Annotated in this window: 10 protein-coding genes and 1 pseudogene; 5 read left to right on the plus strand and 6 right to left on the minus strand. The window is 71.0% G+C overall.

Annotation, left to right across the window (positions count from 1 at the left end):
* Window positions 1-7: 7 nt before the first annotated feature.
* Window positions 8-1,987 (minus strand): APC family permease, encoded by a 1,980-nt coding sequence (locus tag EDM22_RS03740; protein WP_122935717.1) that lies wholly within the window; start codon window positions 1,985-1,987, stop codon window positions 8-10.
* 102 nt (window positions 1,988-2,089) lie between these two features.
* Here EDM22_RS03740 and EDM22_RS03745 point away from each other — a divergent pair, with 102 nt between their 5' ends.
* Entirely contained in the window at window positions 2,090-3,052 is a 963-nt protein-coding gene (locus EDM22_RS03745; RefSeq protein ID WP_122935718.1) for a GlxA family transcriptional regulator, read from the plus strand.
* 160 nt (window positions 3,053-3,212) lie between these two features.
* Window positions 3,213-4,211: a type I glyceraldehyde-3-phosphate dehydrogenase gene (gene gap / locus EDM22_RS03750; protein ID WP_122935719.1), complete on the plus strand. Its 999-nt coding sequence runs from the start codon at window positions 3,213-3,215 to the stop codon at window positions 4,209-4,211.
* Between the two features lie 59 nt (window positions 4,212-4,270).
* Here the strand turns inward: gap and EDM22_RS03755 are convergent, their stop codons facing one another.
* The 5 genes from EDM22_RS03755 to EDM22_RS03775 all read right to left on the minus strand — a co-directional run bounded on the left by EDM22_RS03755 (window position 4,271) and on the right by EDM22_RS03775 (window position 11,939).
* The gene (locus EDM22_RS03755) at window positions 4,271-5,299 is read right to left on the minus strand and encodes an SDR family oxidoreductase (RefSeq protein WP_122935720.1); all 1,029 of its coding nucleotides are present in this window, start codon (window positions 5,297-5,299) and stop codon (window positions 4,271-4,273) included.
* 90 nt (window positions 5,300-5,389) lie between these two features.
* Window positions 5,390-7,708 carry an immune inhibitor A domain-containing protein gene (locus EDM22_RS03760; protein WP_245989163.1) on the minus strand — a complete coding sequence of 773 codons (2,319 nt, stop codon included), beginning with the start codon at window positions 7,706-7,708 and terminating at the stop codon, window positions 5,390-5,392.
* A gap of 272 nt (window positions 7,709-7,980) precedes the next feature.
* Entirely contained in the window at window positions 7,981-9,093 is a 1,113-nt protein-coding gene (locus EDM22_RS03765) for a flavin-containing monooxygenase (RefSeq protein ID WP_122935722.1), read from the minus strand.
* Between the two features lie 60 nt (window positions 9,094-9,153).
* Window positions 9,154-10,827: a helix-turn-helix transcriptional regulator gene (locus EDM22_RS19780; RefSeq protein ID WP_122935723.1), complete on the minus strand. Its 1,674-nt coding sequence runs from the start codon at window positions 10,825-10,827 to the stop codon at window positions 9,154-9,156.
* Window positions 10,828-10,877: 50 nt separating this feature from the next.
* Window positions 10,878-11,939 (minus strand): LacI family DNA-binding transcriptional regulator, encoded by a 1,062-nt coding sequence (locus EDM22_RS03775; protein ID WP_122935724.1) that lies wholly within the window; start codon window positions 11,937-11,939, stop codon window positions 10,878-10,880.
* Between the two features lie 347 nt (window positions 11,940-12,286).
* Here EDM22_RS03775 and EDM22_RS03780 point away from each other — a divergent pair, with 347 nt between their 5' ends.
* The 3 genes and pseudogenes from EDM22_RS03780 (at window position 12,287) to EDM22_RS03790 (ending at window position 14,764) form a co-directional block, all read left to right on the plus strand.
* Entirely contained in the window at window positions 12,287-13,138 is an 852-nt protein-coding gene (locus EDM22_RS03780; RefSeq protein ID WP_122935725.1) for an ABC transporter substrate-binding protein, read from the plus strand.
* Window positions 13,139-13,207: 69 nt separating this feature from the next.
* Complete coding sequence (locus tag EDM22_RS03785) at window positions 13,208-13,996, plus strand: amino acid ABC transporter permease (RefSeq protein WP_122935726.1); 789 nt, start codon at window positions 13,208-13,210, stop codon at window positions 13,994-13,996.
* Window positions 13,993-14,764, plus strand: a pseudogene (locus EDM22_RS03790) (amino acid ABC transporter ATP-binding protein). The gene EDM22_RS03785 and the pseudogene EDM22_RS03790 overlap by 4 nt, the downstream one beginning before the upstream one ends.
* Window positions 14,765-14,767: the final 3 nt, after the last annotated feature.

The raw sequence follows: 14,767 nt of genomic DNA on the forward strand, positions 1-14,767 counted from the left end.
TCGGTTCCTACCCGCCGACGTGGATGACGGGCCGTTCCTCCGGGTCGGGCTCGGCCTCGCGGATGATCTCGCGCACGACGGGGGGAGTGTCGCCGCGCCCGAGCAGGATGTACCGCATCATGTGCAGGAGCGGGTTGCCCTCGGACCACTCGAAGTAGGCGTGCGGGCGCACGCCCGTGGCATCCCGCAGCGCGAGGAGGATCGCGGCGATGGCGTTCGGCGCCGCCGGGCTGTCGGCGCGCAGCACACGGTGGCCGTCGATGTCGACGCCGCGCACGTGCAGCACCTCCCGGAACTCCGACGGGTCGATGATGTTGATCTCGAGGAAGAGCACGTCGGCGCGACCGGGCACGGGATTGAGCCGGCGCTGGGAGTGCTCCTTCTCGAGGTATTCGGCGGCGTCGCCGGCGCCGGGCCGGTTCGCGATCACGTTGAGGCGGGCGTCGTAGACGAGCGAGTCGTGGATGAACTGCCGAGCCGCGTCGTCGAACTCGATGCGCTCGGCGCGGATCTCGGTGGTGCGGGTGAGCCGGGAGACGACCGAGACCACGACGATGCCGAGGATGAAGAACAGCGAGATCATGATCCCGTCGGGCTTCTCGATGACGTTGTCGACGAACGCGTACCCGAGGATCAGGGTCAGCACGGCGAATCCGACGGTGGCGACGCGTTGGCGCCTGCGGATCGCCGACACCAGCACCGCGAACGCCGCCGACACCATCATCGCGAGGATGCCCGTGGCGTACGCGCCGGCCTGGGCGTCGACGTCGGCGTTGAACGCGACCGTGATGAGGATGCTGATCGTCGTGTAGACGAGCACGACCGGGCGCACCGCGCGGCTCCACTCCGGCGCCATGCCGTACGTCGGCAGGTAGCGGGGCACGATGTTGATGAGGCCCGCCATCGCCGAGGCGCCCGCGAACCACAGGATGAACACGCTGCTGAGGTCGTACACGGTGCCGAACGTGGGGCCGAGGAACTCGTGCGCGAGGTACGCGAGTGCGCGGCCGTTCGCCTCGCCGCCGGGCTCGAACGCGTCGGCCGGGATCAGGAGGGTCGTGACGAGGCTGCTCGAGATGAGGTACACGCTCATGATGACCGCGGCCGTGGTGAGCAGCTTGCGGGTGTTGCGGATGCGTGAGGCGAGTCGCTCCTCGGGCGTCTCGCCCTTCGACGCGACGAGGGGCATCATGCTCACGCCGGTCTCGAATCCCGACAGGCCGAGCACGAGCAGCGGGAACGCGATGAGCGCCGGGAGCAGGATGCCCGAGAATCCGCCGCCCGTCGAGGTGAGCGCCGCCACCCAGTCCTCGAACGGCACGGGGTCGGCGACGAGTCGCACGATGCCCTCGGCGATCACGATCGCGTTGAGTGCGAGGAACAGCGTGACGAGCGGGATCGCGACGTTCACCGCCTCGGTGAAGCCGAGCAGGAACACGCCGCCGAGCACGAGCAGCAGCAGGATGGTGATCGTCACGGCCTGCCCGTCGAGGGCGTCGGGCACGATCGGGTTCTCGATGAGGTGCACCGTGGCATCCGCCGACGACAGGGTGATGGTGATGATCCAGGACGTCGCGACGAAGCCCAGCAGCACGAGCACGAAGATCTTGCCCCGCCAGAACGGCAGCAGTCGCTCGAGCATGGCGACCGAGCCCTGGCCGTGCGGGCTCTCCTTGGCGACCCGGCGGTACATCGGCAGCATGCCGAGCAGGGTGAGGCCCACGATGAGCAGCGTGGCGATGGGCGAGACCACTCCGGCCGCGAGCACGGCGATCGAGGGCAGGTACGACAGCGTCGAGAAGTAGTCCACCCCGGTGAGGCACATCACCTTCCACCACGAGTTCTGCTCGGTGGTCGACTCCATGGTCTCGGGGCCCACGGGCTGCACCGTGTGCTTGAACAGCCACTGCGAGAGCGGCGTGCCCGGCCGCGGCTCCCGGGGACCCGGCACGCTCGCGGGGAACTCGAACCGATCCCAATCGCGCATGGACCCCTCCCTGCGGGCCGCCGTTGCCGGACCTGCACATCATCCCACCGTGCGGTCGCGCCGGCACGCATACGATCGAGCAACCGGGAGTGGGAGGAACGGATGACCCGCAGGAACCATCGCATCGCCGTGCTCGTGCTCGAAGGGGCGAAGCCGCTCGACGTGGGGATCCCCGCGCAGGTGTTCACGAACCGTGCGAGCATGCCCTACGAGGTGCGCGTGTGCGGTGCCGCGCCCGGACTCGTCACGGGCGGCGACGGCCTCTCCTACCACGTGGCCGATGGACTCGAGGCGCTCTCATGGGCCGACACCGTCTTCGTTCCCGGGTACCGGCACCCCGATCGGGAGGAGCCGCCGGCCGCCGTCGTCGAGGCGCTCCGTGCCGCGCACGCACGGGGTGCGCGGCTCGCCGCGATCTCGACGGGTGCCTTCGCGCTCGCGGCGACCGGGCTGCTCGACGGCAGGCGGGCGACGACGCATTGGCACTACGCGCACGCGCTCGCCGCGCGGCATCCGCTCGTGCGCGTCGACGAGGACGTGCTGTTCGTCGACGAGGGGAGCGTGCTCACGTCGGCGGGTGCGGCGTCGGGCATCGACCTGTGCCTGCACCTCGTGCGGCGCGATCACGGCGTCGCGCTCTCGAACCACGTGGCCCGGCGGCTCGTCGCGGCGCCGTACCGCAGCGGCGGCCAGGCGCAGTACGTGCCGCGGAGCGTGCCCGAGCCGCTCGGCGAGCTCTTCTCGGCGACGCGCGAGTGGGCGCTCGGGCGCCTCGAGGAGCCGCTCACGCTCGCCGACCTCGCACGGCACGCGAAGGTCTCGACGCGCACGTTCTCGCGGCGCTTCGTCGAGGACACCGGCACCACCCCCATGCAGTGGATCCTGCGGGCCCGGGTCGACCTCGCGCGGGAACTGCTGGAGGCCAGCGAACTCAGCGTCGAGCAGATCGCCGATCAGGTCGGGCTCGGCACCGGGGCCAACCTGCGGCTGCACTTCCACCGCATCCTCGGCACGTCGCCGATCGAGTACCGGCACACCTTCGTCCGCCCCGCCTCGGCCGCCTGAGGCCCTCGGTCCCGCGGGTCGAGGAGCCGCGCAGCAGCGTCTCGAGACCTGGGGATGCTGGCGACATCCTTGCGACACCTGTCTGCACGGCCACTGTTCCGAGGCCCCCGGCGCGCCGCATCCTGTATGCGATCCACCGGGAACGAAAGGAACCCCTCCCATGACCCGCATCGCCGTGAACGGCTTCGGACGCATCGGCCGCAACACCCTCCGCGCACTCCTCGAGCGAGGCTCCGACCTCGAGGTGGTCGCGATCAACGACCTCACCGAGCCCGCCGCGCTCGCGCAGTTGCTCAAGTACGACAGCTCGCTCGGCCGCCTCGGCCGCCCCGTCGAGGTCGACGGCGACGTGCTCGTCGTCGACGGCCACCGCATCCGGGTGCTCGCCGAGCGCGACCCCGCGAACCTGCCCTGGGCCGAGCTCGGCGTCGACGTCGTGCTCGAGTCCACCGGCCGCTTCACCTCCGCGGATGCCGCGCGCGCCCACCTCGAGGCGGGTGCCAAGCGCGTGCTCGTGAGCGCCCCCGCGACGGGCGCCGACGTGACCCTCGCCTACGGCGTGAACACCGACGCGTACGACCCCGCGAACCACACGATCATCTCGAACGCCTCCTGCACGACGAACGCGCTCGCGCCGCTCGCCAAGGTGCTCGACGACCTCGCCGGCATCGAGCACGGGTTCATGACCACGGTGCACGCGTACACGCAGGAGCAGAACCTGCAGGACGGCCCGCACCGCGACCCGCGCCGCGCTCGGGCCGCCGCCGTGAACATCGTGCCCACGACCACCGGCGCCGCGAAGGCGATCGGGCTCGTGCTGCCGCAGCTCGACGGCAAGCTCGAGGGCGATTCGATCCGCGTTCCCGTGCCCGTCGGCTCGATCGTCGAGCTCAACACCACGGTGTCCCGCGAGGTGACGCGCGACGAGGTGCTCGCGGCGTACCGCGCGGCGGCCGACGGCCCGCTCGCCGGCATCCTCGACTACGCCGAGGACCCGCTGGTCTCGAGCGACATCACGGGTGAGCCCGCGTCCTCGATCTTCGACGCCGCCCTCACCCGCGTGAGTGGCACGCACGTCAAGGTCGTGGCGTGGTACGACAACGAGTGGGGCTTCTCGAACCGCGTCGTCGACACGCTGGAGCTGCTCGCCGCGAGCTGAACCGTTCGGTCGAGGATGTCGCGCCGGCGGGGGAGTGGAGCCCCCGTCGGCGCGATTCGTCAGTGACGGACGAGTCCCAGGTCGACGAGGTCCTGCGCGGAGGCCACGATCGCCTCATCGCGGTCGCGCGGCTGCCAGCCGAGCAACCGCTCCGCCTTCTCGCTCGTGGCCACCCGCGACGGGCCGAGGAGCTGCGCCGCGGCGCGCAGGTCGGGCCTGAGGAGTCCGGCCGCGCGCACCGCCCAATCGGGGAGCACACGGGTGGGCACGCGCATCGCGGCGTCGCCGAGCCGGTCGCGCAGGAGCGTCGCGAGCTCGTGGAACGAGATGGGAGCGCCGGCGACCGCGAGGAAGCGCTCGCCGGCGGCATCCGGATGCACCATCGCGAGCAGGTGCAGGGAGGCGACGTCGCGCACGTCGACGGCCATGGTGGTGCCGTCGGGCACGCCTGGCGCCTCGCCGTTGAGCAGGGCGAGGAGCATCCCGACCGAGCTCGAGAGGTCGGGTCCGAGCAGCGGCCCGAAGACCGCGACGGGATTCACGACGGCGAGCTCGAGCGCGCCGCCCTCCCGGCCGACGAAGTCCCACGCGGCACGTTCCGCGAGCGTCTTCGCCTGCACGTAGGCCCCGAGGTCCGCGCCGCCCAGTTCGGTCCAGTCCGCCTCGGTGTAGGGTCGGCCGGGTCGGTGACCGTAGCCGATCGCGGCGAACGACGAGGTGAGCACCACACGCCGCACGCCCGCATCGCGTGCCGCCGACAGCACGCGCAGGGCCCCGTCGCGCGCGGGAACGATGAGCTCGTCGGGATCCTTGGGGTCGCGGGGCGGGAACGGGGACGCCACGTGCAGCACGAAGTCCGCCCCGGCGACGGCCGCGGGCCATCCGGCATCGGCCAGCAGGTCGGCGTCGACGAACTCGATCGGCGTCGGGTCGGGGCCGGCGGCGCGCACCAGCGCCCGCACCTCGTCGGCGCGGCTCGGCGATCGCAGCGTCGTGCGCACGCGGTAGCCGGCCTCGAGCAGCTGCACGATGCAGTACGCGCCGATGAATCCCGAACCGCCCGTGACCAGCACCAGCTCACCGCTCATGTCGCCCCTCCGGATCGGACTCTACTCCTGGCACGACAGCGGGCCCGCCTCCGGAGAGACGGGCCCGCTGCGTGGTGCGGATGACGCGGACTACTGCGGGTTCGCCACGTCGACCGTCATCGTGCTGCCCGAAGTCTGGCCGGTGACGGTCACGGTCACGCCGTGGCCCGCCACGTAGACGCCGCCGAGCGGGTTCGTCGAGCTGAAGTACGCGTCGGCCTTCGCGTCGGTGAACGTCGGGATGCCCGGGGTCGAGGGAACGAGCGCCTCGAGCGTCTTCACCGTCTGGTTCTTGCCCTTGCCGTCGAGGACCTCCTTGTGGAACTTCACCACGTCTGTCGCCTGCAGGCCGAAGGTCGCGTCGAACGGCTGGCGCCGGTTGCTCGGCCCCGTTCCGTCCGAGTACGTGATCTTCACCGGACGCGCGTCCACCGGGAGCGCGAGGCCGTGGCCCTGGTGCTCGATGGTGTTGTTGTCGGTGTAGGCCTCATCGACCGCCCACACGAGCAGGCCGTCCTGGAACGGGAAGCGCTCCACCCAGTCCGGCTTGGTCAGGCCGTTGCTGAACTGGTAGGGGCCCTCGGCGAGGGTCTCGTCGTAGCCGGCGTAGGTGCGGTTCTCGGCCAGGTAGTACCGGTCGCCCGAGGAGACCTCGGTGCCGTCGCTGATCGTGAAGCCGCCGTCGGCGGTCCAACCGTTGACGCCGTTCTCGACGTCGTCGGTGAGGAGCGTCGTGCCGCCGTTCTTCACCACGATGTCATCGATGAACGCACCGGCGAGGTGCACCCCGCCGTCGCTCTGATAGCGGAACCGGAACTGCGTGTCGGCGTTGCCGCCGGGAACCGTGAAGCGCAGGTTCGCCCACTTGCCGTTGGTCGAACCGCTGATGGGCGATCCGATCTGCTTCCACGTGTCGCCGTCGGTCGAGTACTCGGCGTAGACGTAGTCGTAGCCGTCCTCGATCTCGTACCAGGCCTTGGCCGTCACGGTCGCCTTGCTGATGCCCGACAGGTTCATCGTGCGGGCGAGCGTCGTGTTGAGGTCGTCGGCGCTCGAGGTCCACCACGCGTTCGAGCCCGAGTAGGGGGCCGTGTAGGTGGTCTCGATCTCCGAGTCGGGCACGTCGATGACGAGCGCCTGGTCCTGGCCGGTGGTCTGCACCGCTGCCGGGCTCAGGGTGAACGATCCGCTCTCGCCCTGGTCGACGACCGAGTAGTCGAGCCAGCCGAGCTGGAGCTTCTCCCACGGACCCATGTGGTTCGGGGTCGTGCCGATGTCGTCGCCGCCGTGGTTCATCCACGAACCGCTCGACATGAGCGTCCAGAAGGCGGTGCTGTTCTCGCCGCCGGCGGTGTCGTAGAAGTCGGGCAGGCCGAGGTCGTGGGCGTACTCGTGCGCGAACACGCCGAGGCCGCCGTTCTCGGCTTCGACGGTGTAGTCGCCGATCCAGTACCCGGTGTCGCCGATCTGCGCGCCGCCGAACTTGGCGCCGTCGGGGCCGGTCGTGCCGTAGTCGGTGGAGTTCACGTACCAGCGGTGCGACCAGATGGCGTCCTCGCCCTGTGCGCCGCCGCCGGCGTCCTCACCCTCGCCGGCATGTACGGCCTGGAAGTGGTCGAGGTAGCCGTCGGGCTCGTCGAAGTTGCCGTCGTTGTCGGCGTCGTAGCGGTCCCACACGTCGAACGAGGCGAGCTCGGCCTTGATCTCGTCGACCGACTTGCCGTCGGCGACCTGTGCGTCGTACCAGGCGTTCCCGGTGTCCTCGATGAACTGCCATGATCCGCCGTAGTCCTCGACGCTGTTGTCGCCGTAGGTCGAGGCGTTGCCGGGCACCTGCACCCAGTCGCTGACCTCGCCCGCGACGGTGTAGTCGCCCGAGGACTGCTTCGAGTAGAAGTCGGCGAACGACTCACCTGCACCGAAGAAGAGGTCGTGGTAGTAGTCGGTGTTGAAGTCCGGCTCCCAGTGGGTGCTGTTGTTCACCGTGCGGTCGGGCTGGGGGATCTCGTTGTGCAGCGGGCCGGGCGTCGTGCCCAGCTTGCCGCTGCCCGAGTCGCCGAACTCCGAGAGGATCGTGAACACCTGGCCGGTGCCCTTCACCGCGGCCTGGTAGTACTTGCCCGCCGTGTCGACCGAGTCGCCGTCGGCGCCCGAGCCTGCGTTCAGGTCGACGACGCCGTTCGCATCGGGCGTGACCTTGCCCGACAGGATGAGCTTCTGCGCTGCCTTGCGCCGCTCGTTCTGCCGCTCGGTGAGGGGGCCGGGTCGGTTGTCGAGCCGCTGGGCGGCTGACGAGCTCGGGTCGTCGGCAGTCGGCGCGGCGATCGCGGCGGGCCCGAATGCGGCCCCCGCCATCACCGTGACGCCGGCCACTGCGGCGGCGAGCATTCCGCGCGTACGTGACTTCACGTGCACTCCTTACATTGGAATCGCCCGGGATCGCCGGGCAGGATTCCGCGAACATAACATTCACAGGGTCTGCAAGGGAATGGTCTTGACTCAGACGTGATGTGTTGATCTCTCTCCGTTTCGAAGTTGAGCGGATGTCACTTCTTCGCCGACCCGCGACGTGCAAGAATCGGCAGCTCGGTGCCGATTCGTTGCGTTCCGGGGTGATTCACTGACGGTTCATTGCGTGCCTCCTCGGGCATACGAGCCGGGCGAGTGGGCGGCCACAACGCTCAGGCGGTGACGCCGGGCGCAGCCATCGGGGCCGCGGCGCGTGCCGCCGCGAGGGCGTCCACGACGTATGCCGCGTCGCGGTCCATGCCCATGAGGGTGGGGGAGGCGATGGAGTACTGCATCGGCATGCCCACGAACGCGAGGCCGCGGCATCCGCTCGCCAGGCCCCGGTGCTCGATCGGGCGGCCGTCGTCGCCGACGACGCCCGGGATGTCGATCCAGCCCAGGTCGGGCAGCGACCCGGTGCACCAGACCACCGTCGTCGCGTCGACGACCGTGCCGTCGGCGAGCACGGGACGCCCGCCGTCGACCCCCTCGACGCGGCCGACCTGCACGACGCCGGCGCGCTCGAGGTCGTGGGGCTTGTTGCGCACGAGCATGACGCCGTGGTCGAGGCCGTGCGCCTTGATCGCGCGCCCCTGCTCGGTGTCGATCGTGACCCCGCGCAGGCGGCGGATGAAGATGCCGCTCATGAGGTTGCCGAGCGGCTTGTCGATGTCGACGGGCACGTGTCCCGGGTGTCGGCCGGCGAGCGTCACGGCGTGCCCGTTGCGTGCGGCCTCGAGCGCGATGTCGGTGCCCGAGTTCGCGGCGCCGACCACGAGGACGGGTCCGTCGGCGAGCTGCTCGGGCCCCCGGTAGTCGAGGGAGTGCAGCTGCCGGATCGACGGGTCGAGATGCGCCGCGAACGCGGGCATCGTCGGGATGCGATGCGCACCGCACGTCACGATCACGTGGTCGGCGAGCACCTCGTCGCCACCCGTCAGCGCGAGGCGGAACCGTCCGTCGGGCTCCGCGGTGAGCGATTCGACCCGCGCCGACAGGCGCACCGGCAGGCGGAAGTGCCGCGCGTATCGCTCGAGGTAGTCGGCGAGCTCGGCGCCCGTCGGGTACGCGAACCGGCCGATGTCGATGCGCAGCCCCGGCAGGCTCAGGAAGGGCCGCGGGGTGAACAGGCGCAGCGAGCGGTAGCGCTCGCGCCAGGTGTCGCCGATGCGCGCGTGGTCGTCGAACAGCTCGAAGCGCTCGCCGCGGTCGGCCAGTCGCTTGCCGACCGTGAGCCCGGCGGCGCCGGCCCCGATGACCGCGGTGTCGAGAACAGTGGTGGACATGACAGCCTCCTCGATCGTGCACCGTGGCGTGTGCCGATCGGTGCGGTGATGAGGGCGACGCTACGGATGCCGCGGCGGGGCGGCGTCGGCAGAACTACCCAGTTCCGGGGTGACGGGCACTCGGTCCGCGGCGGTCAGCCCGTGCTCGAAGGCGAACGCCGTGGCGGCGGCCCGGTTCGCGAGATCGAGCTTGCCGAGGATGTTGCTCACGTGCCGCGCGACCGTGCGCTCGCTGAGGAACAGCTCGGTCGCGATCTGCCGGTTCGATCGACCGCCCGCGACGAGTCGCAGCACGTCGAGCTCCCGGCGGGTGAGGCCGGCGGATGCCGCGGGCCGGTCGTCGCCCGCGGCGATCCGCTCGAGCCGCCCCAGGTCGGCGACGGCACCGAGCCCGGTGAGCACCGTGCGAGCGGCGTCGAACTCGAGCTGGGCGTCCTCCTCGTCGCCCAGGGCGCGGCACGCGCGGCCGAGGAGCACCCGCGTGATCGCCGCCTCGTAGGGGGCTTCGAGTTCTCGCCAGGCCGACCACGAGCGGCGCAGCAGCGGGAGCACCTGCTCCGTGGCATCCGTGCCCAGGAGCACGCGGGCCTCCGCGCGGTCGGCCTGCGCCCGCAGGTAGTCGGTGCCGAGCAGGTCGGATATCGCGCGCAGGTCGGATGCCGCGCGGCGGGCGACCTCGGCCTGGCCGTGCTCGATCTCGAGCTCGACCTGCGCGGCGAGCAGCTCGGCGCGGAGGCCCGGGATCGGCGACGCCTCGAGCGCCCGGGCGACGCCGGCCCGGGCCGCCCCGGGCCGGCCCTCGTCGCGTCGCAGCAGCGCGAGGCCCGGCTGCACCTCGCGTCCGAGCTCCGAGGCGCGACGGTACGCGGCCTCGGCTTCGGCGCGCCGCCCCACGAGGCGGTTGAGCTCGCCGATGCCGTAGTACGCGTTCTCGAGGGTCTGCGCGCGGCGCTCGCGTGCGCAGACGTCGACGAGGGTGGCCTCGGCCTCATCCCACTCGCCCATGAGCCGGAGGACGCTCGCGCGGTGCACCGAGCACTCGCCGCGGAACGGCTCGAGTCCGCGCTGCGCGTCGCACCAGTCGTTGAGGTCGCGGGTCCAGACGCGGGCGCGGTCGAGGTCCCAGCGGTCGAGGCAGCTCGCGACGATCGCGCAGTAGGCGGGACCGGCGGCGCGATCGCTCACCCGCCCCGACGAGATGGCGAGCATGACCCGGTCCATGCACGCGAACCCCTCGGAGATGCGGCCGACGTGGATGAGCGAGCGCCCGAGCCCCATCGTGGCGAGCACCTCGAGGTCGTCGTCGCGTCCGGCCTGCGCCAGTGCGAGGGCGCGCTCGCCGAGGCCGATCGATTCGTCGAAGCGCCCCTCGGCGAATGCCCGCTGCCCTTGGGCGAGCACGGCGTTCGCGTCGTCCTGCGGTGGGCGCCCCGCGGCGACGAGCAGCTCGAACAGGCGCGCCATCCAGGCGCCCGCGCGCACGGTCTCGCCGTGGTCGGCGAGCGTGAACCCGAGCCAGAACACGCAGCGGATCGCGGCATCCGTCTCGCCCGCGTCGAGGTACGCGCGATGGGCGTCGTCCCACGCGCGCACGCACTCCGCCTCGTGCCCGAGGAACCACGCGGCGAGGCCGAGGTCGTCGAGCTCCGCGGCGGTGAGCGCGTCCCTGCGGGCCGCGAGCTCGTCGAAGCTGGCGACCCAGTCGACGGCGCTCTGCGCGTGTCCGGCGGACATGTCGTCAGTATGCGCCGGGCGGTGGGCGGTCACAAGGTGCGCCGCGGAGCTCAGCCGGGCGGCGGTGCGATCGACTCCCGTTCGATGAGCACCTGGGGGAACACGAGGTGCTCGGTGGGCGCGCCGTCGCCCGCGATGCGGCGCACGAGGAGCCTCGCGGCCTCGGCGCCGATCTCGTGGATCGGCTGCGACATCACGGTGATCGCCGGATCGGAGAGACTCGTCCAGTCGGCGTCGTCGAACGCGACGAGCGAGACGTCGCGCGGAATGGCGACCCCGAGGTCGCGCAGCGTGCGGAAGGCGGCCTGCGCGACGAGGCTGTCGGAGGCGAGGATCGCGGTGACGCCCTCGTCGACGAGCGAGCGCACGATCGCGTCGACCCCGTCGCGTCGGGCGTTGAGCCGCACGAAGGCCTCGGGGTTCGGTACGCCGGCCTCGCCGAGCACCGCCGTGAAGCCCGTGACACGATCGTTCACCGAGCTCGAGCCGAGGCGGTCGCCGAGGCGGTAGTCGCCCTCATGTCCGATCGTGGAGATGAAGGCGATGCGCCGGTGCCCGGCCTCCACCAGCAGCTCGGTGAGGCGGCGGGCTCCCGCGAGGTTGTCGGCCACGACGGTGTCGACGTCGAGCCCGTCGGCGACGCGGTCGAAGAGCACGAGCGGGCGCCCGCTCTCCACGGCGGGATGGAGGCTCGCGGGGACCGTCGTCGAGGCCGGGGCCACGAGGAATCCGTCGACCCGCTTCGCGAGCAGGACCGAGATCGCGTTCTCCTCGGCGCCCGCCTCCTCGTCGGAGTTCAGCAGGATGAGGTCGAAGCCGGCGGCCTTCGCGACGTCGGCGGCGCCGCGCGTCGCCTGGCCGAAGAACGGGTTCTCGATGTCGCCCACGACGATGCCGATCGAGTTCGAGCGCCCGGTGTTCATCGTCTTCGCCAGGGCGTTGGGGTGGTAGCCGAGCTGTTCCGCCGCCGCGCGCACGCGATCGCGCACCGCCTCGCTGACGGCGCCGTAGTCGCCGAGGGCACGCGCCGCAGTGGCCTTCGAGACCTTCGCGGCAGCGGCGACGTCGCTCACGGTGATCTCGCGGCGACCGTTCGCTGGGTCTGCTGGCATCGAGGCTCCCTCGGAAAAAGTTGTTGACGGATGTCTCGCCGCCGGGGTACTGTCCCTGAAACGCGTTGAGACCGGTCTCAATCTAGGTCATTGAGACCGGTCTCAACAAGAGCCGCACCGAACGGAGCGACTCGGCGTCGCACAACCGCACATCGGCACCACCGCGGCCCCGCCGCATCCGCACCACCACAGCACGACAGCACCACCAGAGCATCACCCGGCACCACCGCGGCCCCCGCCGCATCCGCACCACCAGCACCACAGCACCTGCACCACCCGCAGGCGGGCCACCCGGCGCCGCCCGCGGCACGCACCGCACACACATCTCCCCACACGAAGGAACCACCGTGACCCACCGCACCACCCTTCGCCGCACGGCCGTCGTCGCCCTGGCAGCCGCGACCGCCCTCGTGCTCTCGGCCTGCGCGACGAGCGCCGCCGGCTCCTCGGACTCCGCCGCCGAGGACAACCCCTACGGCCTCATCACGCCGGGCCAGATCCGCGTCGCGAGCCTCGGCGACGCGAAGCCCTACACGTTCACCGACGAGTCGGGCGAGTTCACCGGCTTCGACGTCGAGCTGTTCACCGACGTCGCCGAGCGCATCGGCATCGACGACGTCGTCTTCACCGGCCAGGACTTCTCGGGCCTGCTCGCCGCCGTGGCCAACGGCCAGTTCGACGTCGGCGTCGCCGCGATCGGCATCACCGACGAGCGCAAGCAGACCGTCGACTTCTCCGACGGCTACCTCGCCGGCTACCTCACCGTCATGGCGAGCCCCGACGCGGGGATCTCCGACGAGGGCGACCTCGCGGGCAAGCGACTCGGCGTCGTGCAGGGCACCCTGCAGGAGGCGTACGCGGTGAAGAACTTCACCGACACCGAGCTCGTGCGCTTCCCCGACAACAACTCCGCGATCTCGGCCGTGAACAGCGGCTCGATCGACGCGCACTTCCTCGACTACGAGGCGGCCAAGGAGTACGCCGCCCAGTACGGGCTCGTGAACGCGATCGACATCCCGTCGTTCGACGCACCCGCCGGCTTCGCGATCGCGAAGGGCAAGCCCGAGTTCCAGGCCGCGCTCAACGAGGCGCTCGCCGCCGCGATGGAGGACGGCACCTGGAAGGAGCTCTACGAGAAGTGGTTCCCGGGCTCGCCGATGCCCGAGCAGTACCTGCCCTCGAGCGAGCAGTCCGAGTAGTCCGACCCTCGGCGTCCGGTGCGGTGCATCCGCCCCGCACCGGACGCCCCTCAGCACACGGAGCACCTCATGGACTGGCTCGACAACCTCATCACCACGTTCCTCGACTTCGAGGCGATGGCGCAGGTCTTCCCCCAGCTGATCGGCATCGGGCTGATCAACACGCTCATCATCTCGATCGCGGCGACCGTCATCGGCGTCGTGCTCGGCATGGTCGTGGCGATCATGGGCATCTCGACCTCGCGCTGGCTGCGCATCCCCGCGCGCATCTACACCGACGTCTTCCGCGGCCTGCCCGCGATCCTCACGATCCTGCTCATCGGGCAGGGCTTCGCGCGGGTCAGCCAGCAGCTCTTCGGCCCCTCGCCGTACCCGCTCGGCATCCTCGCGCTCAGCCTCATCGCGAGCGCCTACATCGGCGAGATCTTCCGCGCCGGCATCCAGAGCGTCGACCGCGGCCAGCTCGAGGCCTGCCGCGCCCTCGGCATGAGCTACGGCACGTCCATGCGGCTCGTCGTGGTGCCGCAGGGCGTGCGCCGCGTGCTGCCCGCGCTCGTGAACCAGTTCATCGCGATCGTGAAGGACTCGAGCCTCGTCTACTTCCTCGGCCTGCTGGTCTCCGAGCGCGAGCTCTTCCGGGTCGGCCAGGATGCCGCGGTGCTGACCGGCAACCTCTCGCCGCTCGTGCTGGCCGGCCTCTTCTACCTCGCGATCACGGTGCCGCTCACGCACCTCGTCAACTACTTCGACAACCGATTCCGCACCGGACGCCGCAAGCCCATGCCGCCCAGGAGCGGACTCGACGAGGTGGAGGAGCAGAACCCCACCGTGGCGCTCACCTACGGAGAGAACTCATGACGTACACCACCCCCGTTCCCATCACCGACGGCCACCTCTACACGGGCTCGAGCCTCGAGCTGCGGAACCTCACGATGGCCTACGGCGACATCGAGGTGCTGCGCGACGTGAGCCTCGAGGTCGCCCCCGGCACGACGACCTGCATCATCGGGCCGTCGGGCTCCGGCAAGTCGACGCTGCTGCGCGGCGTGAACCGGCTGCACGAGCCCCGCAGCGGCGACGTGCTGCTCGCCGGCGAGAGCGTGCTGACGCAGAAGCCCGACGCGGTGCGCAAGCGCATCGGCCTCGTCTTCCAGCACTTCAACCTCTTCCCCGACCACACGGCGCTCGAGAACGTGGCCCTGGCGCTGCGCAACGTGAAGGGCCTCTCGCGGGCGGAGTCGCGGCGCCTCGCGCACGAGCGCCTCGCCGAGGTGGGCCTCGCCGAGCGCGCCGACCACCGGCCGCGCGACCTGTCGGGCGGCCAGCAGCAGCGCGTCGCGATCGCCCGGGCGCTCGCGATGGAGCCCGAGGTGATGCTCTTCGACGAGGCCACGAGCGCGCTCGACCCCGAGCTCGTGAAGGGCGTGCTGAACCTCATGGCGGGCCTCGCGCAGCGCGGCATGACGATGCTCGTCGTGACGCACGAGATGGGCTTCGCCCGCAAGGTCGCCGAACCAGGTCGTCTTCATGGACGAAGGCCGCGTGGTCGAGGCCGGCACCCCCGGCGACCTCTTCGACCGACCGCAGAGCCCGCGCCTGCAGCGCTTCCTCAGCGAGGTGCTGTGATGA

It is taken from the genome of Agromyces tardus, assembly GCF_003710805.1.
In the GTDB taxonomy this organism is placed as follows: Bacteria; Actinomycetota; Actinomycetes; order Actinomycetales; family Microbacteriaceae; genus Agromyces; species Agromyces tardus.

Bases quoted from the DNA above. Each gene is read 5' to 3' on its own strand.
- EDM22_RS03740 (WP_122935717.1), bottom strand. From the start codon at position 1,987: ATGCGCGATTGGGATCGGTTCGAGTTCCCCGCGAGCGTGCCGGGTCCC.
- EDM22_RS03745 (WP_122935718.1), top strand. From the start codon at position 2,090: ATGACCCGCAGGAACCATCGCATCGCCGTGCTCGTGCTCGAAGGGGCG.
- gap (WP_122935719.1), top strand. From the start codon at position 3,213: ATGACCCGCATCGCCGTGAACGGCTTCGGACGCATCGGCCGCAACACC.
- EDM22_RS03755 (WP_122935720.1), bottom strand. From the start codon at position 5,299: ATGAGCGGTGAGCTGGTGCTGGTCACGGGCGGTTCGGGATTCATCGGC.
- EDM22_RS03765 (WP_122935722.1), bottom strand. From the start codon at position 9,093: ATGTCCACCACTGTTCTCGACACCGCGGTCATCGGGGCCGGCGCCGCC.
- EDM22_RS19780 (WP_122935723.1), bottom strand. From the start codon at position 10,827: ATGTCCGCCGGACACGCGCAGAGCGCCGTCGACTGGGTCGCCAGCTTC.
- EDM22_RS03775 (WP_122935724.1), bottom strand. From the start codon at position 11,939: ATGCCAGCAGACCCAGCGAACGGTCGCCGCGAGATCACCGTGAGCGAC.
- EDM22_RS03785 (WP_122935726.1), top strand. From the start codon at position 13,208: ATGGACTGGCTCGACAACCTCATCACCACGTTCCTCGACTTCGAGGCG.